This window comes from Enterobacter sp. BIDMC 30, from assembly GCF_000534355.1.
In the GTDB taxonomy this organism is placed as follows: Bacteria; Pseudomonadota; Gammaproteobacteria; order Enterobacterales; family Enterobacteriaceae; genus Enterobacter; species Enterobacter ludwigii.
Window position 1 is genome coordinate 4,039,337 of record NZ_KI973169.1, and the last position, 24,642, is coordinate 4,063,978.

Consider the following 24,642-nt stretch of genomic DNA (forward strand, 5'->3'; position numbering starts at 1 on the left):
GATACTTACAGCATGGCGCGGACCCTGGCGTTCTTCGGTCAGTCGAAAGTGGTATCCGTAACGAGCGGGTTCATACGCGGGGTTTTACAGCAGCGCAATTCTTGGTAAATCCCTCAATCAGTTCTATAGTCGACACAGTTTCATCGTTACAGGATCAACTGATGCGCTTTAACGGACTGACCAAAGGTTTCTTTATCTTCATACTCGCCCTTGTCACCTGGGCTTTCTTCGACGTGCTCTCCCCCTACTTCTCCGCGATTTTATGGGCCGCCATTCTTACCGTTATCTTTAACCCGGTAAAAAACAAGCTGCGCGCGGCGATGGGCGATCGCAACGGACTGGCTTCGCTGTTAACCATCGGCATTATCTGCCTCATCGTCTTTATCCCGTTGATGGTGATCTTTTCATCGCTCGCCATTGAACTGAACGTGGTGTACACCAAGCTGCAAGCGAACAATACCCAATTCCCGGAAGTGGTGGCGAGCATCTTTAACCACCTGCCAGGCTGGGCCAGCGGCTTCCTTGCGGACCACAACCTGACGAACGCGGCGCAAATCCAGAAAAAACTCTCCGATGTAGCACTGCAGGGCGGACAGTATCTGGCCGGCAGCGCGTTTCTGATTGGTAAAGGGACGTTTGGCTTTGCGATCAGCTTCGGCATCATGCTTTATCTGCTGTTCTTCCTGCTAAAAGATGGCCCGTATCTGGTACGCCAGATCCTTGATTCGCTTCCTCTGTCTGATTTTGCCAAACAGCATCTGTTCGCCAAATTCGTCGGCGTCTCGCGGGCAACGGTAAAAGGTACGGCGGTAGTGGCGGTGGTTCAGGGCACGCTCGGCGGGATTGCATTTGCCATCGCTGGTATTGACGGTAGCGTACTCTGGGGCGCGCTGATGGCGTTCCTTTCGCTGGTTCCGGCCGTCGGCTCGGCCATTGTCTGGGTGCCGGCCGCCATCTTCCTGTTCGCCACGCATCAGCTCTGGCAGGGTCTCTTTATCGTTGGCTTCTTCGTCATCATTGTCGGGCTGGTGGACAATATCCTGCGTCCATTGCTGGTGGGGAAAGACACCAAAATGCCGGACTACCTGATCCTCATCTCAACCCTTGGCGGGATGGAGCTGTACGGCATTAATGGCTTTGTGATTGGGCCGCTGATCGCCGCGCTGTTCATCGCCTGCTGGAACCTGTTCTCCGGTCGCGATCACGCGGGTAACGCCGAAGAGCTGGATGCGGATTTCATCGAGGAAGGAAAAAACCCTCCAGATTTGTGATGATATGACGATAAAGACCACACCAGGCGGCACTGTGCCGCCTTTTTTTTCGCCTTAAATCAAACGTTTTCTATAATTTGAAAGAACGCCATCCTTCTCATGTCGTAAAAGGATCCACAGGTGCGAATCGCAACGATAACTAACTGGGCCTATGGTGCCACGGTCTGCCTGACCCTTGTCTCAGGCATCATCATGCTGATGGCATCCAATGCCGACACCGTGGAACGTCACGCCGTTGAACAGCGGCAGCGCTTTGATGAGCTGACAGAGGATATTGAAACCGACGCCTGGGCGCAGTCCGATTTAGCCCGCCTGTACGTAATAAAAAAAGATCCGCAAACCCTCAGACAATACAGCCAGTCAGAGAACAACCTGAAAAATGTCGAGCTGAGGCTGGATAAACTGCGCGATAACGGCGCGTCCGATGAGGAGCTGGCCCTGCTGCGGGAAGGTCTCAAGATTATCGATGAGCTACAGGATGAACAGCAGACGGCCCTGACCAGTACAGAACGGGGAGAAGATGCCCAGGCCATTGCCCTGCTTTATGGTGCGCCCTATGAGCAGGCACTGGAACGCGCACAAAACCAGATTGATCACTTTCGCCAGATCCTCGACAAGCGGGTGATTGCGTCCGTGCAGGATGCCACCAAAAAATCGAAAGCGCTGCGTACGGCCTCTGAACTGATGGTTGGCCTGACCGCCCTGCTGTTTCTGTTTGTCCTGGGCTTTATCCTGAAACGCCGCGTGCTGCGCCCCGTGGTGCGTCTGAGCGACGTGGTACACCGTCTGGCGTCGCAGGATTACGCCGTCGAAACGCCGAATTTTAATCAGATTGATGAGATTGGCGATATGGCGCAGGCGATCCGTATTTTTCGTGAAAACGGCCTTGCCCGGCAACGGCTGGAAAAAGAGCGCGACGCCGACTGGGCTGTCCGCGAACTGCTGGCCCGCATGACGCAGCGGCTGCAAGGGTGTGAGAACTTTACCGATGTTATCAACGTGGCGGAGCTGTTTGCCCCCAATATCGCCCCGGGGGTACCTGGCCGGCTCTATGTCCTTGACCGCGATCCCTGGCAGATGCGCTGCGTTGCCCAGTGGCTCTCCCCCACGGGAGAGGAGATGACGTTTCATCCTGACGAATGCTGGGCAGTAAGGCGTGGTCAGAGCCATCCCCCGTTCAGCGGTAAGCCGGATATCGCCTGCTATCATCTGCCGGAATCACTGGCGTATCGTTCGCTGTGCGTGCCGCTCATTGCCCAGGGCGAGGCCATTGGTCTGCTCTCATTCCAGAATATCACCGCGGAAAATGCCCCTGCCCGTGCTTATCTCGAACTGATGGCCGAAGCGCTCGGTCTGGCGCTGGCAAACCAGCGGCTACGCGATGCGTTGCTGGAAAAAGCATTGTTCGACCCGCTGACCGGCTTGCGTAATCGCCATCATCTGGAAGATACGCTTCATACCCAAATGACACAGGCCATTCGTAACGGCGAACCGCTGAGTTGCATGATGATCGATATCGATCACTTCAAGAGCATTAATGACCGGTTTGGCCATGAAGCGGGTGATCAGGTTATTAAAAGCATATCCAGCATTGTGAAACGGGCGGTCCGTGAGAATGGCCTGGCGTTTCGCTTTGGCGGAGAGGAGTTTTTGATACTCCTGCCAGGGGTAAATGAAGAGGTTGCCTTTACCTTCGCAAACGAGATTTTTGACGCCGTTCACGCGTTAACGGTGCGCAGTGGACTGACCGAAATCGGTCCAGTTGATGTCTCTATCGGAATCGCCAGCTACCCTCAGCATGCCGAAAGCGACAACCTGTTACGCGCGGCAGATGTTGCCTTATACCGTGCGAAAGAATTAGGGCGTTCTCGTATCGTCAGTTTTAGTACGCTCGAAGTTGAATAGTTAAAAAAAGAGACTGTCATCCCTCCTGGCAGTGTCTTTTCCCCTTCTTTGTCTTCCCTGAAACAGCGTGCTTCATTGCCGTACTTGTTTTGGTAATGTTAATTTCGTTTCAATATTGTAACTCACTGTGCAGAGTAATGTTTTTATGCCTGTCCAGGATCCTTGCAAAGATCGTCATATGACGATTTTGAGCACGTCTTTAAACAGGAAATCGTTTCTCTACCTCCCCTCCAGCCCCTCAACCAAAAGAACATAAATCTATATAAAAATTAAAAAGCAGTCATTTAAATTTAAAAAATCAATTTAAACGATATTTGCGTTTACCAAAATGCGCATTAAATGGTTTTATATCCCGACCAAAAGAGTGGGTAAAACAGTGTTCCGAAACGCTGTTTCCCCACCCTGGAAGTACCAGGTACATCGAAAATGAAAAAACGGGATATAAAACATGTTCAATAAGACATTAATCGCAGCGGCTATCATGTTTTCTGGTGCAGCAATGGCGGCAGAAAGCACGGGTGTCGCAGGTGGCACAATTACCTTTAACGGTTCAGTATCAGATACAACCTGTGATGTGACGACCAACAATGGTTCTGATTTCACCGTCAATCTGTCTCCGATTACGCTTACCGATATGGGGAAAACCGCGGGCATCGTGACGGCTAACGAAAAAGACTTCACCATGAGCCTGAAAAACTGCACAGCGGCAGACGAAGGCACCAAAACCCTCAAAATCACCTTCACCAGCAGCAACCTGTCTGACGACGGTAAATACCTGAAAAACTACAGCGAAGGCGGCGCAGAAGGTGTGGGTATCACCCTGACATCCGATGGCAAGACTGCCGTACCGTTTGATACCGCCTTCAATACCGGCCTCACGTCGGATGATGTTTCCAGCACCGACGGTATTACGCTGACCATGCATGCGAACTACTACAACTTTGGCGGTGCTTCTGTCACCACCGGTAAAGTCGTTACCGACGCAACTTACTCTTTTAGCTACGATTAATACCTCCACCGGGGAGCAATCCCCGGTTTTAAACATCATGAAAAAATTAATAATCTTTCTCATCGGGGCTGTCGCCTCGCAGATGGCTTTTGCCAGTGTCGTGATTAATCAGACTCGCGTCATTTATCCGGCAGCGGCGAAATTCGTTTCCGTACAGCTGGTTAATGACAGTGATAAAACGCATCTGGTGCAATCCTGGCTGGATGAGGGCGATGCTTCCGCTGCGCCTGAAAAGGTCAAAGTGCCCTTCTCCCTTATGCCGCCTGTCGTAAAAATGGAGGCGCACAGTGGGCAAACCCTGAAGGTCGCCGCAATGAATACCCAGTCACTGCCAACGGATCGGGAAAGCGTATTCTGGCTGAACGTTCTGGACGTGCCTCCGGTACCGGAAGGTGGAGCTGATAATTATCTCCAGGTCGCTATTCGCAACCGCATCAAAGTTTTTTATCGTCCAATGTCTCTGGAAGAACTGGACAGCTCGGTTATTGAAAAAGTCACCCTTTCCACCTCTGGCGATCGTGTGTGCCTTAAAAACAACTCCCCTTATTACCTGACCATTCCGCAAATCGTGACCTGGCAAGGTGGGCAGTTAAAACAGGCCAGAAAAGATAATTTACTGAACGATACCGCCTTTATTCCTCCGTTTGGTTGTGCGCTGGTTCCCGACAAAATCCATGCGGGTAATCAGTACCGAATCACCTGGCTTGATGATTTCGGCGCCAAGAGATTCAGCACCCTCCACTGATCGCAGACAGTACTCATGCCAGGTTCAATTTTGATGAAGAACAGATCGCTGTTTCGAAAAAGCCTGCTGGTTCATTCCATCAGCCTCGCCTTGTGCTCGTTTAGTGCATACGGTGAGACATTCAACAGTAGCCTGCTGGTCGGTAATTCAGCGGATATGGACTGGAGTAATAATCAGTTGGTCATGACGCCAGGGACTTACGATCTCGACGTTTACGTCAACAACGTCTGGCGTGGAAAATTCACCTTAACGGTCGCCAATGACGATCGGGGTACCGTACATATTCATAAAGAAGATGCCACGCAACTGTCTATTCAGGAACTGGATGATGCTATCGCGAATGCTCACTCCGACATGATTGACATTAATACGTTACTCCACGGAGGTAAAAGCAAGCTGGTACCGGGAGAGTTGCGTCTGGATCTGGAAGTTCCGCAAGCCTTTGTGAAAACTGACAGCCAAAACTGGGTGGCACCGCAGAAATGGGATCAGGGGATTAACGGTCTTTATACCAATTACAACGTTAACTATTACAACTTCCATGGACTGAGTGAAGGGTATACAAATAGCGATAATTTTTATCTTTCACTGAACAGCGGGCTGAATTTTTCAGGCTGGCATTTACTCGATAATTCCACCTGGATGCGTTACAGCAATCCGGGAAAAAGTTATTGGGTCAATACCACACGCTATGTCGAAAAACCGATTGTGGCTATCGAATCGCTCATGCGTGTCGGGCGGGCGTATACCGCCTCTGATTACTTTGATACCGTGAGATTCCGCGGCCTGACGCTCACGAAGAGCCGGCAGATGTTGCCCGACAGCGAACGTGTTTATATGCCTGTCATCACCGGGATCGCCACCAGTTCCGCGGTCGTGAGCGTGTTTCAGGACGGCCATATTATTCATCAGTTATCCGTGCCCGCCGGCCCCTTTGCAATTCGGGATTTAATGCCGACCGGTTCACGTGGCGATCTGACCGTGGAAGTAAAAAATAATGGCGGAAGTACCGAGCGCTTTGCCGTTCCATTTTCCTCTTTACCAGACATGCTCCGACCGGGCACCAGTGATTATCAGTTCAATATCGGTGAAGTGGACATGCGCGGTATCAACGACCATAGCCGCTTTGCCCAGTTTAGCTATTCACGCGGTATTAATAATTACGTTACCGCGACTGCCGGGAGCATCTGGAATGCTGACTATCAATCTGTATTGCTTGGGGGTGCCATATCTTTACCCTACGCGGGCTCGTTGTCTGGATCTCTTGAAGAGTCACAGTATCGCCTGCCGGGAGAGGAGCGGCGCCGCGGAGAAAAATACGCCCTTTCATGGAGTAAGTATTTTCCAACACGAACTAACCTGACGCTCGCATCGTATTATTACCGAACGCAGAACTATGCCTCCTTCAGCGATTTTGTCCTGACCCGATCCAATATTCAGGATTATGGCGGAACAGGCTCCTCGACGGTTAACAGCAAACAGGCATTCAGCGCCAATATCATTCAACCCCTGTCAGATAATTTCGGCCGTCTTTCGCTTTCAGCATACTGGCGTGACTACTGGCGCGGGCAAAAAACCAGCCGCCAGTATAACCTGACGTGGAGCAATGCCTGGCACAGCGTAAATTACGCCGTATCGCTGCGCCGTTCCGAAGTGACGCAGTCCTACTACGACTATGAAACAAATTATGAGGGTGATGTCGTCACTTCGTTGCGTACGCGTGGAAACACTGAGAACAATCTCTATTTTTCCGTCACCGTTCCGATGTCCCTCTTCGGCAGCGGTGGGAGCATCGCAACCCACGCCAGCATGCAGAAAGGTCGATATGCGTCTTCAGACGTCAGCCTGAGCGGTAATTCCCACGATGTCGATTACAGCCTGATGCTGGCCCATGATAACGAGGGGGATTCCCGTTCGGCGGATCTCTATACCAACTGGAAAAACAGTGTGACCAGCCTTAACACCGGCCTGACCGTCGCCCGTGAATATCGCCAGACCAGCCTTGGTGCGAGCGGCAATCTGCTTGCGTGGCGTGGAGGGGTCATTGCCTCCCCGAATAATGGGCGAAACTTTGTGATCCTTGAGGCACCCGGCGTGGAAAATGCCGTGGTCAACGGCGATTCATCGACCCGTACAAACCAGCACGGTATCGCACTGGTGACCAGCGCAACGCCTTACCGACAGAATAATTTTCATCTCGAGCAGGATGGGACAAAAAGCAGCGACGTTGATTTACAGGGTAATTTGCTGAATATCGCCCCGTATGAAGGCAGCATTACGTATTTGAAATACAAAACGGATACGCGGAAATTATTCACCCTTGAAGTTCAGGATACGAAAGGTGAACAGTTACCGTTTGGCGCATTTGTTTCAGATAGCGGTCATAACGAATTGGGATATGTAGCACAGGGAAGCCAGATTTTTATTAAATCCGATACGATGCCTGATTCTCTGCATATCGATATCAGCAAAGGCAAGGTAAAAAAAACCTGTGTCATTGCACAGCCCAATGAACATGCCGTCAATATCTGCCGGTAATTTAAAACGAGTATTAATACGATCATGAGTAAGTCTTTTTATCTCATCATAGCCGTATTCGCCCTGATATTTATACCAGGATTTTCCGCGCTGGCTCAACCCCAGTCCAGAGGCCTTACTGGCGATACGTGCAGAAATAGCGGCATTTTATTTAAAAACGTGGCAGAAGCGGATAAATCGCTGAATCTCTCATCGGAGTTTCTGACATCCAATGTCGTAGAAAGAACCTATACGACAAGCTGGTCTGGCAGCATGACCTGTACCTATGGCAATGTCGGGATTGGTGGTGTATTACAGGATCATCTTTATTATTTCACCGGGTTTAATAATAACCCCGTGTACCTCAATTTTAACAGCGCTGATGGCGAAAACAGCTACTGGATTAAAGTGACGGCACAAATCACCGGCACAACAAAAGTGACTGTCAGCGGGATTGTGGGCATCCACTCCCTCGCCTATCCAACACAATATACATTGCGCGCAGAGCTTTTAAACACGCCACCCACCGGGGTCGCAGCCTACACCAAGACGACCACTAATGGTGCACTCAGCGTTATACCGGCGGTAATGAGCGGTACGGGGAGCGGAGCGGATTCACCCTTGTTATCCAGTAAAACCTATGCCTACCGCGCGTGGGACAACATGATGACCGACACCTCGCGCAAAAGCTGGAATACCGATTATTTTCTCGCTTACGAGAAAGTTACTATTCAGTTTGAACCGAAAGAAACCACCTGCAACATGACCCATGACATGACGGTTAAGCTCCCCCCCGCCTCGCTGAGGACATTAAAAATAAATGGTAAAGCTAACGGTGCCGATTTTACCATACCGTTTAAGTGCGGGAATCTGGCGGGAGTTAAAACTGCCACCCGTAATATCAAGGCCTGGATATCCAGTAATGACCTGGTTACTACCGACAGCACTTACCAGGTCATGGTTAATGATGAGACTACCGCTGGCGGCGTGGGCATTGCGCTTCGCAGTCGTTATTTCCTTGGCGAACATGAGGAGATAAAAATCTCCAGCAGCAATAATATGGAACATGCAACACAAATATTAGACATTGCAAAAGATGATAACATCCAGGATATACAATATATTTATTTGCATGCCTATTACAAAGTCTACAACGCATCAGCGCTCTCGACCGGAACGGTGGTAGCAACCGCACAAATTATGTTTGGTTACGATTAATTATTTTAGTATTTAGCTCAGGGTTTCCATGAATATATCTGTTCAAACCGTGCTTAACTTATTACATCGAATTATTTACCCGGTCTCTGCTGACCTGGTAAATCATTTGCAACGCACGGCAATCATCACCTGGTATTTAAGCCATCAGGCAGGACTTGATCACTCCGGAATCAAGACGGCCTTTCTGGCCGGCATGCTTCATGATATTGGTGCACTCAGTAAAGATCGCGCACACATCATGCCGGGAAGTGATGGCTTTCAGGATGGCCATGAACAGTTGGGTGGGTCAATGACGGCGGGCATTCGTTTTCTGCAGCCGGTGACCGCCATTCTGGAAAATCATCACAGCGAATGGTCAATATCAGACAACAATACGCTCCCTCTGGTACATCATCTGGTGCATATGGCCGATACGTTCGAACTGTTCCTGCGCGAGGTTAAAGGCGATTTTGTCGCACAGCGCGAGGATATCCTGGCCCGCTTCTTTGCACGGCCTGAGCAGTGGCCTGATGTGCTTTCGAATGCCCTGTATGAATCGAGTCGCCAGGATGGCTTCTGGTTCAGGCTCTGTAACCCGGCACAAGACCAGGTGCTTAATGCCATTAGCCCTCTGCAACACGACATGCTCGATCATCATGACTTTCTTGAAGTGTGCCAGCTGATTTCAAAAATTGTCGATAAATACAGCAGCTTCACCCGCACTCACAGCGCCAGCGTGGCCCATGTGGCGGCCCGTCTGGCTGCACTTTATGGCTATGACCGCGATATGCAGGAAAAAATCTGCATTGCAGGTTATTTACATGACATCGGCAAGCTCTTTACGCCGCTCGCTATTCTCGAAAAACACGGCAAGCTTGAAGATCATGAATACGCCCGTATGAAGCAGCACAGCTACAAAACGCTGGTCATGCTACACCCTATTACCGAACTCGGCAGCATCGTGGATTGGGCAGCCAACCATCATGAACGTCTGGATGGCAGCGGTTATCCTTTCCGGCTAGGCGCCGCGTCGCTGGATATTCCGTCACGAATTCTGGCCGTAGCGGATGTTTTTACCGCAATGACAGAGAACCGTCCCTACCGACGAGGAATGGACAGCGATAAAGCCATGAGTATTCTTCGTGAAGAGGCCGCAAATTATCGTCTGGACTGGGACATTGTGACATTGCTGGGCCATAATATTAATTCTGTTAAACCGCTCGTTGCGAAGTGTTAACGCCCTAAGAATAAATAATGAAATATTTGATTGCCCATACAGTTGTCTACGATACGGAAAGTGGTGAACTCACTATTCCAGGCGCTGAGGCACCTGAAGGCAAAAAACTGACAAACACGGCGAATCGTATTCTCTCGTTGCTGATTGCAACGCCGGGAGCCGTTCTTGAACGTCAGTATCTGCTGGAACAGGTGTGGGAGTCCGCAGGACATACCAGTTCCAGCTCCTCACTTAATCAGTATGTGAGTATTTTACGTAAGACCCTGACCTCCCTGACAGATATTGAAGAAACGATTATTGTTGTTCCCAAAGTGGGCTTTTTCTTTTCTTCTGATATTGATGTGCAGATTATAGACACCACTGAAGGTGTCACTAAACTCGAGAATATTAGCCCTCGCCGGGTCAGAAAGAAAAGATTCCCACAGCGATATATATGGGCAACAGTCGGTATTGTTGTGCTGCTAATAGCCAATATCTGGGTCTGGCGCAAGGAACAGCCAAATCAGCGATATGACGAACTCACGATGATTGGCCATCTCGGGAAGTGTAGCGTCAACACTTTTGAACATCTTTCTGGTGATATGCGAAAGCATTTGATTGACGTGTTGCTTTCTGCTCAGCCCAGTCTCAAAGAGAAATGTGCGTTGCATGCAGCTCAACTGATGGTGAATATACAGCCGAACGTGTTTTATGGTAGCCGCGGGAGAATTTTTTACGCTTTTTGTCCCATGGACTCAGAAAACAACACGTTGATCTATTGCGAAAACCATTATGCATTTAACTGGGAAATGAAATGAAAAACGCACTGGTATTCGCGACGATAATAACTGTACTTACAGGCACGCTTCTCTGGGGTATTATTGTACGTCCATCAACGTATATAAACGATCGCTGCTTTGCGAATTTCTCCTATAAAGATGGTTCAAATGACCAACCGTTTACATTTTCAGGAAATGTTGCCTTTGAATTTTCCGAGGATAAAACAGGTCAATCTAATTTATACGGCGACATAGATTACCAGGGCAAAAATTACACCTTTTCCCGCTACGTAAAGTTTAAGTACCTTAATACCTCCAGCAATGCGTATACGGTGAAGATCCTCAAGCAGGAAAAGCTGGCACATGATAACACGCCCGAAAATCTGTCCTCTCTGGCTATTAAAGTATTCTTTTTAAGCGGCGAGCATTCCATGTATATGAAAAAACATGGCGACAGTTTTATCACTATCGGTAATACGCTGTCGCCCGTGATGAATTGTGTTATCCAGTCATAAAGATAGTTTGATGATCGCATGGAAGATATTGTGTCGACAAAAAAGAAAACATCCCGGTGTGTCAGTTGCTCAGAATGCGGTTTTGCTGACGTGTGTCAGGCCTATCTTTTTGACCGCCAGGAACCCCTGTTTATCCACGATCTGGCGCGTGGTAAACGTATATCGAAAAATGCCTTTATTTATCAAAGCGGCACCCCGGTAACTGCGCTCTATGCCCTGAGAAGCGGCGTGGCTAAAATTTACGATACGCAGCAGATTCTTCAGGGGATCCTGCTGCCGGGGCAAATTTTTGGTGCAGAAGAACTCTTCACCAGCCAGCATCAATATAGCGTGCAGGCTGCTACAGACGTGGAAATCTGTGAGCTAAAAAAAACGCATTTTTATGAGATAAGCCAGCTAACCAGCACGTTCACCCACTTTATCATTCGTATACTCTCCCGTTCAGCCAGAGAAAAACAGTTGTTTATTAACGTACTGGTGAAGAGCGACGGTTTACAGAAGGTCAGTGATTTTATCCAGCTTATCGCGGATATCCGAAAAGAGTATGGCTTTGAGCACCGCGCGATTGAACTGCCGCTCACTAAAAAAGAACTGGCGCAATTACTGGGTATTTCCCAGTCGACACTGGCGCGTGCGCTGGCGGCGCTGGTTGAGCAGCAGAGGGTCTTAATGAATAAAAAAGAAATTACCTTATTACACTACTGAGCGTTTCCATGGCGTGTTGTCAGAAGCCACCCGATATTACGGGTGGCGCTTAATTAGCGCTTACTCATGGCCAGCCTGGCAGCAAACAGCAGAAACACTACGCCGGTCGTTCTGTCCATCCATTTAACGACCGCGGGCTTTTTCAATACTTCTGCCGCATAGCCGGTTGCGATAATTAACGTTAACGACCAGAGCGTGCCAATAAGCACATGAATACTCACGAGCAAAAATGTCCACACAAACGGTGAATGACCTGCTGGAATAAATTGCGGCAGGAAAGAAACGTAGAAGATACCCATTTTAGGGTTTAGCACGTTACCCAACATGCCACGTAAAAAACCGTTGCTGCTGCGGGCATTACCGTCAGAGGAAAGCGAGAACTGCTGACGCGGGCGTAACAATAACTGGAGGCCCAGCCAGCAGAGATAGAAGGCCCCACACCACTTTAAAAAGGAATACGCGAATTCGGAGACAGCCAGTAGAGCTCCCAGGCCGAAGGCGACCAGCGCGCCCCAGATAAAGCAACCCGTATCAATACCCAGCGCGACGTGAATTGCTTTTTTACTGCCATCCGCAGCGGCAGTGCGGAGAATTAACGCGGTATCCAGCCCGGGAGTCAGGGTCAACAGCGTGGCAGCGAGAGTGTAAGCAAGAAGGGCATCGGTGACAGTCATGGTGCTACTCCGAAAACACAGAGCGTATTGGAAAGTTAACATTGCTGCAACACCAAAAAGAGGGGGTACAGATACTCTTCTTCCCAGAATCTGCGTCGTGTTTTATCCGGCTTACGGGTTATGCAGAGGTAACTTCAGGTAAGGCGTAACTGATTTTATTCATCGGTGAACTCGATTATACGTTACGGGTAACAAGGCGTAGTTTTAATACCGCTAGTTCAAGGCTATATGCCACAGGATATCAATACAGGAGTAACAACTATGCCATATGTAACCACACAGGACGGGGTAAGTATTTATTTTAAAGACTGGGGCGATAAATCAGCGCAACCCATCATGTTTCACCATGGGTGGCCGCTGAGCGCAGATGACTGGGATAATCAGATGCTATTTTTCCTCGCCCACGGTTATCGCGTTATTGCTACGGACCGCCGCGGTCATGGCCGCTCAGACCAGGTGAGCCACGGGCATGATATGGACCATTATGCATCTGATGTTAACGCCGTCGTTGAGCATCTGGATCTGAAGAATGTTATCCATGTAGGCCACTCCACCGGTGGAGGACAGGTTGCTCGCTATGTTTCAAGATTCGGACAACCTCAGGGACGCGTATCAAAAGCGGTTCTCATCAGCTCCGTCCCTCCCCTCATGGTAAAAACTGACGCCAACCCAGACGGAACGCCGATTGAGGTCTTCAATGATTTCAGAAAGGCACTTGCCGCTAACCGCGCCCAGTTCTATCTGGATGTCGCCTCAGGTCCTTTCTACGGTTTTAACCGATCCGGTGCAGCAATCTCTCAGGGCACAATTCAAAACTGGTGGCGCCAGGGTATGAACGGCGGTGCGATTGCTCATTATGAGGGTATTAAGGCATTCTCAGAGACAGACCAAACTGAAGATCTTAAACAGATTTCTGTACCTGTTCTGGTCATGCAGGGCGATGACGATCAGGTCGTCCCCTATAAGAATGCAGCGATTATGCAGGACAAACTCCTGAAAAATAGTCAGTTAATTATTTATCCTGGTTTCCCTCACGGAATGCACACCACCCATGCTGATGTTATAAACTCAGATATACTGGCATTCATTAAGAAATAAAATCATTACCAGCATTATTCAGGGTAGCTATTCAGCTATCCTGAATTACGTTTTAATGCCATCCCTCCACCGCATTAAACCCCCTATCAGCGCCCCAACATGTCGTTATTGCGTGGTCAGGAGATCAATCATCGCGCGGGTGGCAGCGGACTGGCGCCGGTGTGGCGCGAAGATCACCGAGAACGGCCGCGAGCGTCCGCGAAGGTGAGGAAGCACCTCCACCAGCTGACCGCGCTGTATCCTGTCCTGGACGATAAATTCATAGCTCTGGCAAATCCCCATACCGTGTTCAGCCAGGGAGACGACGCCAAGCACATCATCCGATGTTTCGATAGGTGAAACGGGTAGCCAGTCCACATCGCGTTCGTCTTCCCGAAACACCCACGGAGCGATGCGACCGGTGCGCGGCAAAATAAACGGCAGACACATGTGTCGGTGCAAATCATCCAGCGTTTGCGGAGTCCCCATCCTGTGAAGGTACGCGGGTGATGCGACCAGCAGCAAAGCGGCATCCTCCAGTTTACGCGCGACTAAACCACTGTCGGGCATCTGACCCAAACGAATCGCCAGATCGAACCCTTCAGCAATCAGGTCGACGTTGCGGTTGGTGATGTTCAGATCCACCTGAACGCGCGGGTAGTGTTGGGAGAATCGCGCCAGCAAGGGCGGCAGGCGATAGTGCCCGTAGGTTGTCGGTACACTCATGCGCACGCGTCCGGTCAGGTCGCCTTCCTGGCCCTGCCCATTACGTTCAGCTTCATCCAGCAGGGAAAAAGCAGATCGCGCCTGCTCCAGATAAACTCGCCCTGCCTCGGTCAGGCCTACCCGACGGGTGGTTCGCTGTAAAAGCTGTCGTCCCAGACGCGTCTCAAGGCGAGAAACCGCACGACTCAACACCGAGGGCGTGGTGGACAGGGCGACGGCAGCAGCAGTAAATGAGCCGTGTTCAACGACAGCGATGAAGACCTCAACATCGCCAAGATAATCGAATTTTCTGCTCATTATGCTCTTTCAGGAACAAATGTTTTTCAATTCCGCTAATTTATCTCCAGTTGGGCGATGAGTAAAGTGTGCGCATTCATCACCAGAGGGTAAAATCATGGATCTTCAACTCACCGGTAAGACAGCACTCGTTACTGGCGCAACCGCGGGGATTGGTTTGGCCATCGCCCGCACGCTGGCGCGCGAAGGCGTGGCCGTCACCATTACTGGTCGTGACCACGCGAAATTGCAAAACGCCGTGGCAGACATTACCGCCGCTCAGCCTCAGGCGCAGGTCACCGCCATCGTTGCCGACCTGGGAAACGCTGAGGGGGCAAAAGCCCTGATCGCGGCCTGCCCTGACACCGATATTGTCATCAACAACCTGGGCTTTTATGAAGCCCGAGACTTCGCCGACATCACCGATGATGAGTGGCTGAACATGTTCAACATCAATGTCATGTCCGGCGTTCGCCTGTCACGGCATTACTTCCCGCGCATGCTGGAACGCAACTGGGGCCGGGTGATATTTATGTCGAGCGAAGTCGGCGCGTTCACGCCGCCAGACATGGTGCATTACGGCGTCAGTAAGTCGGCGCAACTCGCCGTTTCGCGCGGTATGGCCGAACTCACGAAGGGGACGGGCGTTACGGTCAACAGCGTACTGCCTTCAGCGACCCGCTCCGACGGCATTATCGAATACCTGCGCCAGACCGCGCCTGCACCGGGTATGACCGACCAGGAGATCGAAGCGAATTTCTTCCAGACCTACCGCCCCAGCTCTCTTATCGCGCGAATGATCGATGCTGATGAGATAGCCGCGATGGTCGCGCTGCTGGCAAGCCCGTTGGGCGCTGCCTCTAACGGTGCTGCGGTGCGCGTCGAAGGCGGCACCTTCCGCTCCATTCTTTAATACAGCAGCCGTCATGACCTGAGGGGAATCAGTGTCCCCTGCTTTCCCCTATTTACCGGAGCATAGAAATGTTCAAACGTACCCGTAATATGTCCGCCATCGCGATGGCAATGTTGTTCTCTTTTGCGAGCGTAGCCAGCGCAGCGAACCAGGCCCCTCTTGAGCGCTGGCGCAGCTATACCGGCGTAACCTGGAATACGCCTGAGAAGGGGGAAACGCCGACGCCGTTTTCCGGCTCGGTTAACGCGCCCATCGCAGGCATCCACTTTGATGCAAAGGGAAGAGCCTTTGTCAGTACCCCTCGACTGGTTTCAGCCGGTGCGCCCGCGACGTTAAGTATTCTTGATACGACCGTGCAGACCGGACCGGCGCGCCTCACGGCATTTCCGTCCCGCGAGGGTAATGCCGTGGAAACCGCTCCCGACCAGAACCTGCGTAACGTGCTTGGCTTCTATATTGACCGTAAGAATGGCTGGCTGTGGGCCCTGGATATGGGGTTCGTCGCGGGAGAAGCGGAATCCCCCGTGGGTTCGCAGAAACTGATGGTGCTGGATCTGAATACCGGCCGCACGATCAAACGCATTCCACTGGATGGCGTGGCAGATCGCAAGGCGAGCTTCCTCAATGATGTGGTTGTTGATGAAACGCGCCGTGTCGCTTACATCTCCGACAGCGGCTCGCGCAGTGCGCCTGAGAACCGCGTCGGTCTTATCATCGCCGATTTCGCAACCGGCACTGCCCGACGTGTGCTCGACCGTCATCCAGACCTGCAGATTGAGCCGGGTGTGAAGGTGGTCTCGCACGGGGCTGAAGTCTGGCCTGGTCATCCATTACTGATTGGCATCAACGGTATTGCGCTGTCTCCGGATACCGGCACGCTCTACTGGACGGTGACGACAGGGACCCATGCGTTTGCGGTACCGACTGACATTCTGCGAAAGCCAGGTGCTGACGATGCGCAGATTGCGGCGCAGATCCGGGATCTTGGTTCGGTGGGAGGAAATACCGACGGTATCGTGACCGATGCCAAAGGCAACCTCTATATCACCGATGTGACACACAACGGTATTGTCAGATATGAACCGAAGCGCGGCTCAATGACCCTGATGGCGTCAAACGACGGCGTACACTGGCCGGACACGCCGGCCATCAATCCGGACGGGGATCTGATCTTTACCTCCAGCAGCCTGAACGACCATTTTGCTGGCGCGGTCAAACCTGGCCAGGAGCGCTATGACGTGTGGCGTTTCCCCCTGAAGGCGTTGCAGGATAAGCGCCAGTAACGCGACTGCGCATGCTCCGTACTGGAAACACTATACGCTCACAGGGACTCTCCTTGTGGGCGTGTACATTACTGACGCCGGTGTATGCGAGATAACCGGTGCAGCCAGAAGCAAACGGGCAATGACAGCAACAGAAAAAGGCAAAATGCGGCCAGGAATGCATCCGTTGTAGTAAAATGCAGGACTGAAGCCGCCAGTCCCCCTGCGATTCCACTGAGCACTATCAGGCCAAAAAACACCCACCCGGTAGAGTACCAGAGAATATTGTTGATTAGTCTTCTTATCATCTGCTGAGTTCTGCGAATAATATTGGAATGAATAAGATATCGGTTTGAGAACGCCGGACATAATCCCTGCCGCCATATCAATGGGGCTGAAATCGCTGTATCCGAAACGACCCGTTCTTACCGGTATACATTGACGCTGAAACTGCCGGTATTATCAGAGTATCCAGCCTCTGTATCGGCAATATACAGATGTAGGGTACCGCTCTGGGGAGTCGCCCATTTGTATACTCCACCGCCTATATCATAACCTTTTCCAGAGGTATCAAATCTCGCCTTGAGCACCTTATCATTGCAGGTAATGAGTCCTTCTTTCACCCTGCCATCCGGCACCGCCAGCGCAAATTCTTCTTTACCGTATTTAATCCAGCCAGAGGCCATTATCGTTATCTCATCACCGGCATTCAGTTGCAGGCCTGTATTAATACCGGCAGGAATATTTGCAGGAACTTCTCCGGACCATTCTGGCTTAGCCGTCATGCTATTCTCCTTTATCAAACTTCATTAACATTACATTTGATGCGTGCTTTGCATCAATCAAAGACAAACCCCCCCTGCATGTGACAGACATCACACTTATTATTCATAACATTTCATCATGGATGCATATGAATATATTTATCCTTTCCAGACTTATGTCGAAAGAATAATGCGATTTCTTTTTTTACGCTGCGATTTATATAAACACACCGACACAACCAACAACTAAGACACTGATTTATAATTGATTTTAATGTTAACTATAGGAGTAATCGCACTTTTAATCATGACTGTAATTATACCTTTAGTAAATTAATTACCTTACCTGACCGGCGGTAATAATAGGTACGCGAAGCAGTGAGAGGGCGCATTACAGCACCGCCTGCCGCGATATCCGCCCAATAAAAAACATCTACCTTTCCACTTAATTTCTCGCCTCCCCGACGGAAAATTAATGGGTTAACAAATATCCACTTAGTTACCCTGTGTATTACTTTTTTGGTTTCAACATATACCTCTCACACACACGCATTACCGCTCTGGAGCAACAAAACACAGCATGAGATTAATCCTAATATTTAATTCACAGAACTGCAGCAGACGGGAGGCGAACGGAAATCATCAGCATCATTTCCAGAATATTATTTGCTGAGTGGCATATCTGTTTATATTCTGATTGTGAATGCCGTACCCCTTAGTAAGAAATAACATTATCTGTAGGCTATTTATTACCTCATACCACTGACAAGCTGGACGCTCTACGCTGTCACGATTACGGAGAATTATATGACTGTTTCACCTGCATGGTCGGGCAATATTGACGCAACTGCTGACACGGGCATTAATACCGGACTTAAACTAAAAGCCGGGCAAAAAATCAGTATTATTGCGGAAGGATGGATTAAATACGGTAAGGAAGACTACGCCCTGGCATCGCCATACGGCAGGCTAAAAGAGGGCTTTGTCTTACGGAACGATAAGGTGCTGAAAGCCCGATTCAGTGCATCCGGAAAAAGCTATGACATTGGCAGTGGTGTTTACCAGTGGTCGGTACCGGAAGACGGCGAGTTGATTCTCGTGATCAGTGACTCTTCACATCGCGACAACAGCGGCGCTTTCAGCGCGGTTGTGTATATCGCTGAAGACGAAAAGAAAGCGGCGGCTCAAAAGGCGGACTGGAAAGGTCATGTTCCCGCAACGCGCAGTGACTGGACCCACACCGGCGTATCCGTGAGCAAAGGGGACAAGGTGATGCTGATTGCTGCCGGTACCGCTCAGTACGACAGCCGCGGTCGCAGCTTTGGACCTGACGGCGACAGCCAGCATCCGTCAGCGCAAAAACCGGATCCCACTTTTGTCCTGCCAGAAGCACTGGCGGGGAAATTACTGATCAAAGCGGGTGAGCATATTTACGGTATCGGAAGCGGCGGTAGCGACTGGGAAGTCCCTGCTGATGGCGAAATTTCATTCATTTTTAACGATACAAATGTTGCGTCTGAATACGCCAATAATACGGGAGGCTATGACGTCAGGTTTGTTGTGCTCGGTTGAAACGCCCGCAGGGAGGCAACGTGCCATGCACTGCCTTCCCTGCCGGTTCACTGGAAAACAAAAATGAACGTTAATGGAGCCCCTGATATGAGCATTATGGACAATAAAAAAGTTGATTTGGTTTTCATCATCGACAGCAGTCTTTCAATGAAGGATGAAGCGGAAGCGCTCTGTGCAAAACTTGAGAGCGCCATTGAGGAGGCCAGAAAAGCCTGCCCTTCGGATTTACGAACTGATTTTCTGGGTATCGAAGGCGTTTTTGCCGGCACCAAATTTAATAAAACGGTCCGTCAGTTCCTGACGAGCGAGGCCGGTGCTAACCCGTCCGCCCTGAAAGGCAGAGAGTATGTCAAAGAGGGGAACCCCGCTCAGGAAGATGTGGCGCCTGCTGCGGAGGACGTTATCCGTCATTACAACTGGCGTGACGGCGCTGAAAGGAATGTTTTTGTGCTGGGAGACGAAAGTCTGAAAGGCGGAGAGATGATCCTGGATGCGAGCCGCATCAAAGCCTGCGACGATGCCATTGCCACCGCCCTGGAGTACGGTGTCAAAATCCACTCCTATCTGGGCACGCCTCATGTCTCATTACCTTATCCCACCCCGGATGATGAGAAAGCCATGGTTCGGGAATACAAGCGCCTGGCGCTTCGTACGGGTGGTGAGCATTATATCTACACCTCCGGCATTGCCGATTTTGCCTCGGTTTTAAAAAGCACCATTTGCGCCAGTAAGGCCACGCAACACGACAGCGTGGCGAACAAAAAAGAAGAAGCAGATGCGCTGGAAGGTAAAACGCCAGCGAAGACGCCTGGTAATGGCAGCGATCTGTGCGCACAGGCCCCTGAGATTGTCCGGGCGGTGAATACGCTTGCTGATGTACTTAAGAACCTGATTGATGCTTGCGCCAGCGACTGTCGTTGCAAAGAGAAAACGCCCCCTTGCCCGTGTCAGGAACATCACAACAAACCGGTGCCCCCCTCCTCACCCCCCGCTGCGCCGGACACTTCCCCTGTCAGTCCCGAGCCGCCAGCAAAACCATTCCTGGATGAGAGTAAGTTTACGAATAATCACCTGAATCACTGGCAGTTCGGACCGGCAACGCCTGAGCATGAGTTTTACTCAGAAGGTGGCGCGACCATGATTCGTTTTCCGACCACCAATGTTAAAGGCCGGACACACAATGGCGTGCTGCTTTATAAACATTATTCGGAACTCCTGCCGGGGAAACGCTATCGCTTCAGCCTTCAGGCTCGCAGGGACAATGACTATAAGGTGATACCCGAACTGTCACTTCGGGTGGCAGGCCAGGATATTACCTCGGTTACAGCACTTGCCGTGAAAGGCGAGTGGGTCACGCTGTCAGGAGAGTTTACGGCGGCACAGGGCGATAATGTGCTGGAAATTTTCAGCCATAAAGCCAGCGGCGATGGTAACGATTTCAGCATTACTGGAATCACAGTAAAATCCGTCGATTGATTTTATTACGCTGACTTCATTTCAGATATGAAGTGATGCCGGTTTGGCTACGCGTTGGTTAAACCAGGCATCACTGCTTAGCCAGTGTGCGTCACGCTTGAGATAACGTTGGTCTGGCCCGGTAATACACGGTGGGCATGATTACCCTCGTCGACAGGTTTACCTGAGCAGTTAAACCCGCGTGTTACCAGGGAAGCGCAATTTTCTCATCATTCGCTTTCTCGCCGTAATACAAAGAAGGCAGGAAACGAGACAAGAACGTGAATTCTGTATAACAGTGTCGCATAAGCGCTAATCCAACGTCATCGGCAGGTTCAGCGTGGTCGTCATTACTCATACCCAGAATAAACCGGCTACGCAGTACACACCCAAAAGGCGTATCCCGGACAACATGTAGCATTTGTCCGTCCAGCGGGTCGCCCTGACTATCCAGTTCAGTTTTTTCACCGAAGCCTATCCTTGCGGCAATGATTGCCGAGACACTCCCATCCGCCATTGCCTTGTCGACAGCCATTTCGCCAAATACCGATGCAGGGTGATGGAATTTAAGACGCGCGGGAATGGGAGGGATTTCAGCTAATGATTCTACTGCATGGATGCTTGCGCCATAAAAACTTTCCCCACGCTTCCAGTTGGCATCCCATCCACGATGTTCAACATGATCAATGGGATGCCACCATTTTATATGCTGCGTCGTTTCAAAGAAGGTAAACCACCAGTTAATCATACGTCCTTTGCAGCCATGTAAATCGGTGCGTACGGCGACCAGCAGACTCCCGTCATCCAGACGTTTAATACCTGTCTCCAGCGGCATGGGAGAAGGATCAAGCAATGCCGAATAATCCAGCCAGGGCCTGGCAATATCGTGTTGTCGCATTTTTTTCTCCATTAGCATTGGGAAGTTCGAACCATTTAGGAAACGAAGTGCGTTTCCTAAACATTACCGATAGAATGGTCGTATGACAAGCGAAAAGGAATCTCCAGGATGACCTCACCAACCAAACCACGCGGACGTCCCTCAGTCCCTGAGGAAGAGGTGAAGAAACAAATCATTGGTAGCGCGATGGCCTTGCTCTTTGACAAAGGCTATGACGCCACAACAATTGAGGCGGTTGCATCGCATGCAGGCGTTGCCAAAAAGACCGTCTATCGCTTTGCGAAAAACAGGGAGGAATTGCTTGGCCTTTCGGTTCGAAACTGGACGGATAACTATGCCCCACTCCTGCAGAGCGATCCGACAGATAAGAATGACGTTTTACCGGCGTTAAGAAAATTACTGGCTGCGATTTGTGGTCAGGCGCTATCAGTAACCGCCGTGAAAATGTTTCGTCTTCTCAATACTGAATTTCCTGGTAAAGATGATCTCCTCAAGAAATACACTGAAAATGGCATAGCGCGCGGCCAACAATTACTCACAGAGTGGATTACACGACAGCAAAAACAGGGCTGGTTGCCGATGTTACCTGCAGATACCAGTGCCAAAGTCATACTCGCCATGTGTGTCGCCGAACCTCTTCGGCAGGCGGCGATTGGTTTAACTCATCCCATTGAGAAAGCAGATATTGAGGCACATTTGGATTCTTGTATGCCTTTTATTTTACTTATATTCAGGCAAGGTGATGAATGACATAGTACCTAGCGATTCGATAATAGGAATGAATCACACCTAGCAAATCATTGATTTATAAATGAATTATATAATTCATACCTTGAGATACCCCCATAAGTACCCCCACCTACTTGTATCGATATACTTTCAATGAATTTGAACGCAAATGTTATTACCATTTCCTGGATTAATGAAATCAGTTGGAATCACAGAGGTATGAGTCCTTAAGGGTAATATTACGATACAGTTTAGCTTATAGTATAATACCAGATGAACGTTATTTAAGATAAACATAAGCTGATGAGAACCACTTCACTGGCTTCCCATCATATGTTTTATTGATAAGATTACCACTACTGTCCATTGCACTAGCTGTGAATGTAATGTAATACATACCAGGATAGTTTGTTTGCACAAGGTAATTAAATTTACGCTCTGCACCTATAGGAATTGTTATATTTGAAAGAGGGGCTTTACCGTCTTTAGTAATTGTTTGATAAAAAATTGGATTGAATGTTTCTAAGGGGATAGGTTGATCTCCCTTAGCAACCACTCTCGTTACAGATAATGAGTCTTGGTCAAGCTTAACATATATAGCGGTATTGCTATTATTTTTTACTGTCACAGTCGGTGTAATATAAAAAAAACCATCACCTTTTATAAACGGAGCTTCAACTTCAAATGAGGTTGATTCTGTATCTTTTATGCGGTTCTTTAAATCAATAAGCTCAGCTTTGGCCTTATCTCTTTGTTCTAATGCCCCGTAGGTGAACAAACCCCATGCAACAGTCGCAATAGCACCAAGCGCCACAGCTATCTTATTGAAATCATCAGCTGAAATTTTTCTAGCTGAATTTGAATTTACTGAATTTGAACACAATATTCCTATTATGAAAATAGCCCCTAGGGATAATATAATAAATGCAACAACCTCTATTATTGTCATAAACATTTTAATTACTCACTATAGGAGGATCGATATCCTTAGGAATATCTCCTTCATCATAATCATTGGGATTTGCCTCAACGAATTTGTTGTTCTGCTTTTTAGTTTCAAGCATTAACTGGGATTTCATTTTATCAATATTAATCCCTTTCATAATAACATCTGAATGTTTCGCGATTATAGCCTGTGCTACTGGAACCTCTGCTTTATAAGCTTCACTTGCGAATGCAACATTGTCTATTTCTCCAACAATCATTGCCATTAGCAACAAGAATATTACACCAGATCTTTTTGATTTTGTCTTTAATCCAAGCCAGAAATCCCCAGGAGACATCAACATTTGTTGAGCAGTAAGAGTTAGCTTACCTTCTTCATACATCTTTTCCATTTGCTCTTGCAGATACTCAAGAGAAATATCATCGTTCAATTCGCTATTTTCAGCTAATAATGATATTACTTGAATCCTATCAATTACTTCGGATAATGTTTTTAAAGCATGATGATTGATTGAATCTTTCTGCTCGATCCTCAAACTACTATAGTAACCATCTTCATTAATAAAGAATGAAGAAAGCCAGTGGAAAACCTCTGTTGAGTAATCACCTAATGAGAATACGGCCTGGTATGCAAGAAAACTTCTAGAAATTGTGAGAGGAACATCCTTTCTGTCTATTATAGAGCCCCACTCAACATCTCTTCTAATTGAAAATGTTTCGTCAGTGTTTTGTTGGAATCTAATAGTAGTAGGATCAAAATATGCTTCAGACTTAATAACACCAGGAATGATCTGATTGGATGTCATTGTGAAAATGACATCTCCAACGTTCATATCATCTATAAAATTAAGCACTTGCGACTTTACATTTCTTGTAAACCTAGGGGAGTTAATGACTTCATCAATTGTTTGAAGATCTTGAGCAGATGAAATTTCCCTTTTCTCTCCAAACAAATATCCATCTAAATGGCCTATTGCAACAAAACTTTCTGAAATAAACTCTTTAGCAAACTTATAACGCGTCCCCGGGCGCACAACCCAGCATTTAGCATTGAGGTTAACTGACTCAACTCTTATCTTCCGTTGCATTGTAGTTTCCAATAGTTTTTTTCTTTTTATAGTACATAAACTGCAAAAAAGAAAGAAATTAAAAACTACCTAAAATCATAGTATTAGTACATTACTATTATTAGCCATACAATATTTAATGTTATCAAAGCAATAACTGCGGTTAAAAAAAACTTTGTTATTTCCCACCCTATGCTTGAGAGCTAACTTGTAGAAGTTAGACATAACGCAAATCCTACGATTTAACTCCCTAGATCAACTGTAAATTAAAGCTTTAACAGCCAAAAACTCTCACTGACGGTGCCGGTTGGTGAAAAATTTTGACAACTCAATCTGAACGCCAGCTTCCGGGCAAACCAGAACAGCGATCTGAAAGAGGCTCGAGGATGGTTGCAAAGGGGGAGTGCTAAACACCTCCCCTCCTG

At 49.0% G+C, this 24,642-nt stretch carries 22 protein-coding genes; 16 read left to right on the forward strand and 6 right to left on the reverse strand.

The window, feature by feature from the left end:
- The first annotated feature begins 161 nt into the window (after nt 1–161).
- The 10 genes from L466_RS03405 (at nt 162) to L466_RS03360 (ending at nt 11,859) form a co-directional block, all read left to right on the forward strand.
- A complete protein-coding gene (locus tag L466_RS03405) occupies nt 162–1,271 on the forward strand; it encodes an AI-2E family transporter (RefSeq protein WP_020885256.1) in 1,110 nt (369 codons plus the stop codon).
- Between the two features lie 120 nt (nt 1,272–1,391).
- The gene (locus L466_RS03400; RefSeq protein ID WP_032681588.1) at nt 1,392–3,176 is read left to right on the forward strand and encodes a diguanylate cyclase; all 1,785 of its coding nucleotides are present in this window, start codon (nt 1,392–1,394) and stop codon (nt 3,174–3,176) included.
- Nucleotides 3,177–3,624: 448 nt separating this feature from the next.
- Complete coding sequence (locus tag L466_RS03395) at nt 3,625–4,185, forward strand: fimbrial protein (protein ID WP_014168795.1); 561 nt, start codon at nt 3,625–3,627, stop codon at nt 4,183–4,185.
- Between the two features lie 37 nt (nt 4,186–4,222).
- Nucleotides 4,223–4,930: a fimbrial biogenesis chaperone gene (locus tag L466_RS03390; protein WP_032681589.1), complete on the forward strand. Its 708-nt coding sequence runs from the start codon at nt 4,223–4,225 to the stop codon at nt 4,928–4,930.
- Nucleotides 4,931–4,963: 33 nt separating this feature from the next.
- Complete coding sequence (locus tag L466_RS03385; RefSeq protein WP_255344424.1) at nt 4,964–7,468, forward strand: fimbria/pilus outer membrane usher protein; 2,505 nt, start codon at nt 4,964–4,966, stop codon at nt 7,466–7,468.
- A gap of 24 nt (nt 7,469–7,492) precedes the next feature.
- A complete protein-coding gene (locus tag L466_RS03380; RefSeq protein WP_025205027.1) occupies nt 7,493–8,665 on the forward strand; it encodes a fimbrial protein in 1,173 nt (390 codons plus the stop codon).
- A gap of 28 nt (nt 8,666–8,693) precedes the next feature.
- Nucleotides 8,694–9,881, forward strand: a complete 1,188-nt coding sequence (locus L466_RS03375) for an HD domain-containing phosphohydrolase (RefSeq protein WP_032681593.1) — start codon at nt 8,694–8,696, stop codon at nt 9,879–9,881.
- 17 nt (nt 9,882–9,898) lie between these two features.
- Nucleotides 9,899–10,678 carry a winged helix-turn-helix domain-containing protein gene (locus L466_RS03370; protein ID WP_014168790.1) on the forward strand — a complete coding sequence of 260 codons (780 nt, stop codon included), beginning with the start codon at nt 9,899–9,901 and terminating at the stop codon, nt 10,676–10,678.
- Nucleotides 10,675–11,154: a hypothetical protein gene (locus L466_RS03365; RefSeq protein WP_014168789.1), complete on the forward strand. Its 480-nt coding sequence runs from the start codon at nt 10,675–10,677 to the stop codon at nt 11,152–11,154. Before L466_RS03370 ends, L466_RS03365 begins: the two co-directional genes overlap by 4 nt.
- A 30-nt stretch (nt 11,155–11,184) precedes the next feature.
- Nucleotides 11,185–11,859, forward strand: a complete 675-nt coding sequence (locus tag L466_RS03360; protein WP_255344425.1) for a Crp/Fnr family transcriptional regulator — start codon at nt 11,185–11,187, stop codon at nt 11,857–11,859.
- A gap of 53 nt (nt 11,860–11,912) precedes the next feature.
- Here L466_RS03360 and L466_RS03355 read toward each other — a convergent pair whose 3' ends face one another.
- A complete protein-coding gene (locus tag L466_RS03355) occupies nt 11,913–12,533 on the reverse strand; it encodes a LysE family translocator (protein WP_032681595.1) in 621 nt (206 codons plus the stop codon).
- A gap of 261 nt (nt 12,534–12,794) precedes the next feature.
- Between L466_RS03355 and L466_RS03350 the strand changes: the two genes are divergently transcribed.
- Nucleotides 12,795–13,631, forward strand: coding sequence for an alpha/beta fold hydrolase (locus L466_RS03350; protein ID WP_032681596.1), 837 nt, complete (start codon nt 12,795–12,797; stop codon nt 13,629–13,631).
- A 105-nt stretch (nt 13,632–13,736) separates the two neighbouring features.
- Here L466_RS03350 and L466_RS03345 read toward each other — a convergent pair whose 3' ends face one another.
- Complete coding sequence (locus L466_RS03345; RefSeq protein ID WP_032681597.1) at nt 13,737–14,633, reverse strand: LysR family transcriptional regulator; 897 nt, start codon at nt 14,631–14,633, stop codon at nt 13,737–13,739.
- Between the two features lie 97 nt (nt 14,634–14,730).
- Between L466_RS03345 and L466_RS03340 the strand changes: the two genes are divergently transcribed.
- Both L466_RS03340 and L466_RS03335 read left to right on the forward strand, forming a co-directional pair.
- A complete protein-coding gene (locus L466_RS03340) occupies nt 14,731–15,525 on the forward strand; it encodes an SDR family NAD(P)-dependent oxidoreductase (protein ID WP_032681599.1) in 795 nt (264 codons plus the stop codon).
- Between the two features lie 68 nt (nt 15,526–15,593).
- Nucleotides 15,594–16,808 (forward strand): L-dopachrome tautomerase-related protein, encoded by a 1,215-nt coding sequence (locus tag L466_RS03335; RefSeq protein ID WP_032681600.1) that lies wholly within the window; start codon nt 15,594–15,596, stop codon nt 16,806–16,808.
- Between the two features lie 404 nt (nt 16,809–17,212).
- On the opposite strand, the gene L466_RS03330 is transcribed toward L466_RS03335, so the two are convergent.
- Nucleotides 17,213–17,572 (reverse strand): LecA/PA-IL family lectin, encoded by a 360-nt coding sequence (locus L466_RS03330; protein WP_032681601.1) that lies wholly within the window; start codon nt 17,570–17,572, stop codon nt 17,213–17,215.
- A gap of 786 nt (nt 17,573–18,358) precedes the next feature.
- Between L466_RS03330 and L466_RS03325 the strand changes: the two genes are divergently transcribed.
- A complete protein-coding gene (locus L466_RS03325) occupies nt 18,359–19,123 on the forward strand; it encodes a LecA/PA-IL family lectin (RefSeq protein ID WP_032681602.1) in 765 nt (254 codons plus the stop codon).
- Nucleotides 19,124–19,210: 87 nt separating this feature from the next.
- Nucleotides 19,211–20,599 carry a carbohydrate binding domain-containing protein gene (locus L466_RS03320; protein ID WP_255320671.1) on the forward strand — a complete coding sequence of 463 codons (1,389 nt, stop codon included), beginning with the start codon at nt 19,211–19,213 and terminating at the stop codon, nt 20,597–20,599.
- 184 nt (nt 20,600–20,783) lie between these two features.
- Here L466_RS03320 and L466_RS03315 read toward each other — a convergent pair whose 3' ends face one another.
- A complete protein-coding gene (locus L466_RS03315) occupies nt 20,784–21,476 on the reverse strand; it encodes a DAPG hydrolase family protein (protein ID WP_032681604.1) in 693 nt (230 codons plus the stop codon).
- A gap of 108 nt (nt 21,477–21,584) precedes the next feature.
- On the opposite strand from L466_RS03315, the gene L466_RS03310 reads away from it, so the two are divergent.
- Complete coding sequence (locus L466_RS03310) at nt 21,585–22,226, forward strand: TetR/AcrR family transcriptional regulator (RefSeq protein ID WP_032681605.1); 642 nt, start codon at nt 21,585–21,587, stop codon at nt 22,224–22,226.
- A 259-nt stretch (nt 22,227–22,485) separates the two neighbouring features.
- Here L466_RS03310 and L466_RS03305 read toward each other — a convergent pair whose 3' ends face one another.
- Both L466_RS03305 and L466_RS03300 read right to left on the reverse strand, forming a co-directional pair.
- Nucleotides 22,486–23,160, reverse strand: a complete 675-nt coding sequence (locus L466_RS03305; protein WP_032681606.1) for a hypothetical protein — start codon at nt 23,158–23,160, stop codon at nt 22,486–22,488.
- Between the two features lies 1 nt (nt 23,161).
- Complete coding sequence (locus L466_RS03300) at nt 23,162–24,250, reverse strand: hypothetical protein (RefSeq protein WP_155962781.1); 1,089 nt, start codon at nt 24,248–24,250, stop codon at nt 23,162–23,164.
- Nucleotides 24,251–24,642: the final 392 nt, after the last annotated feature.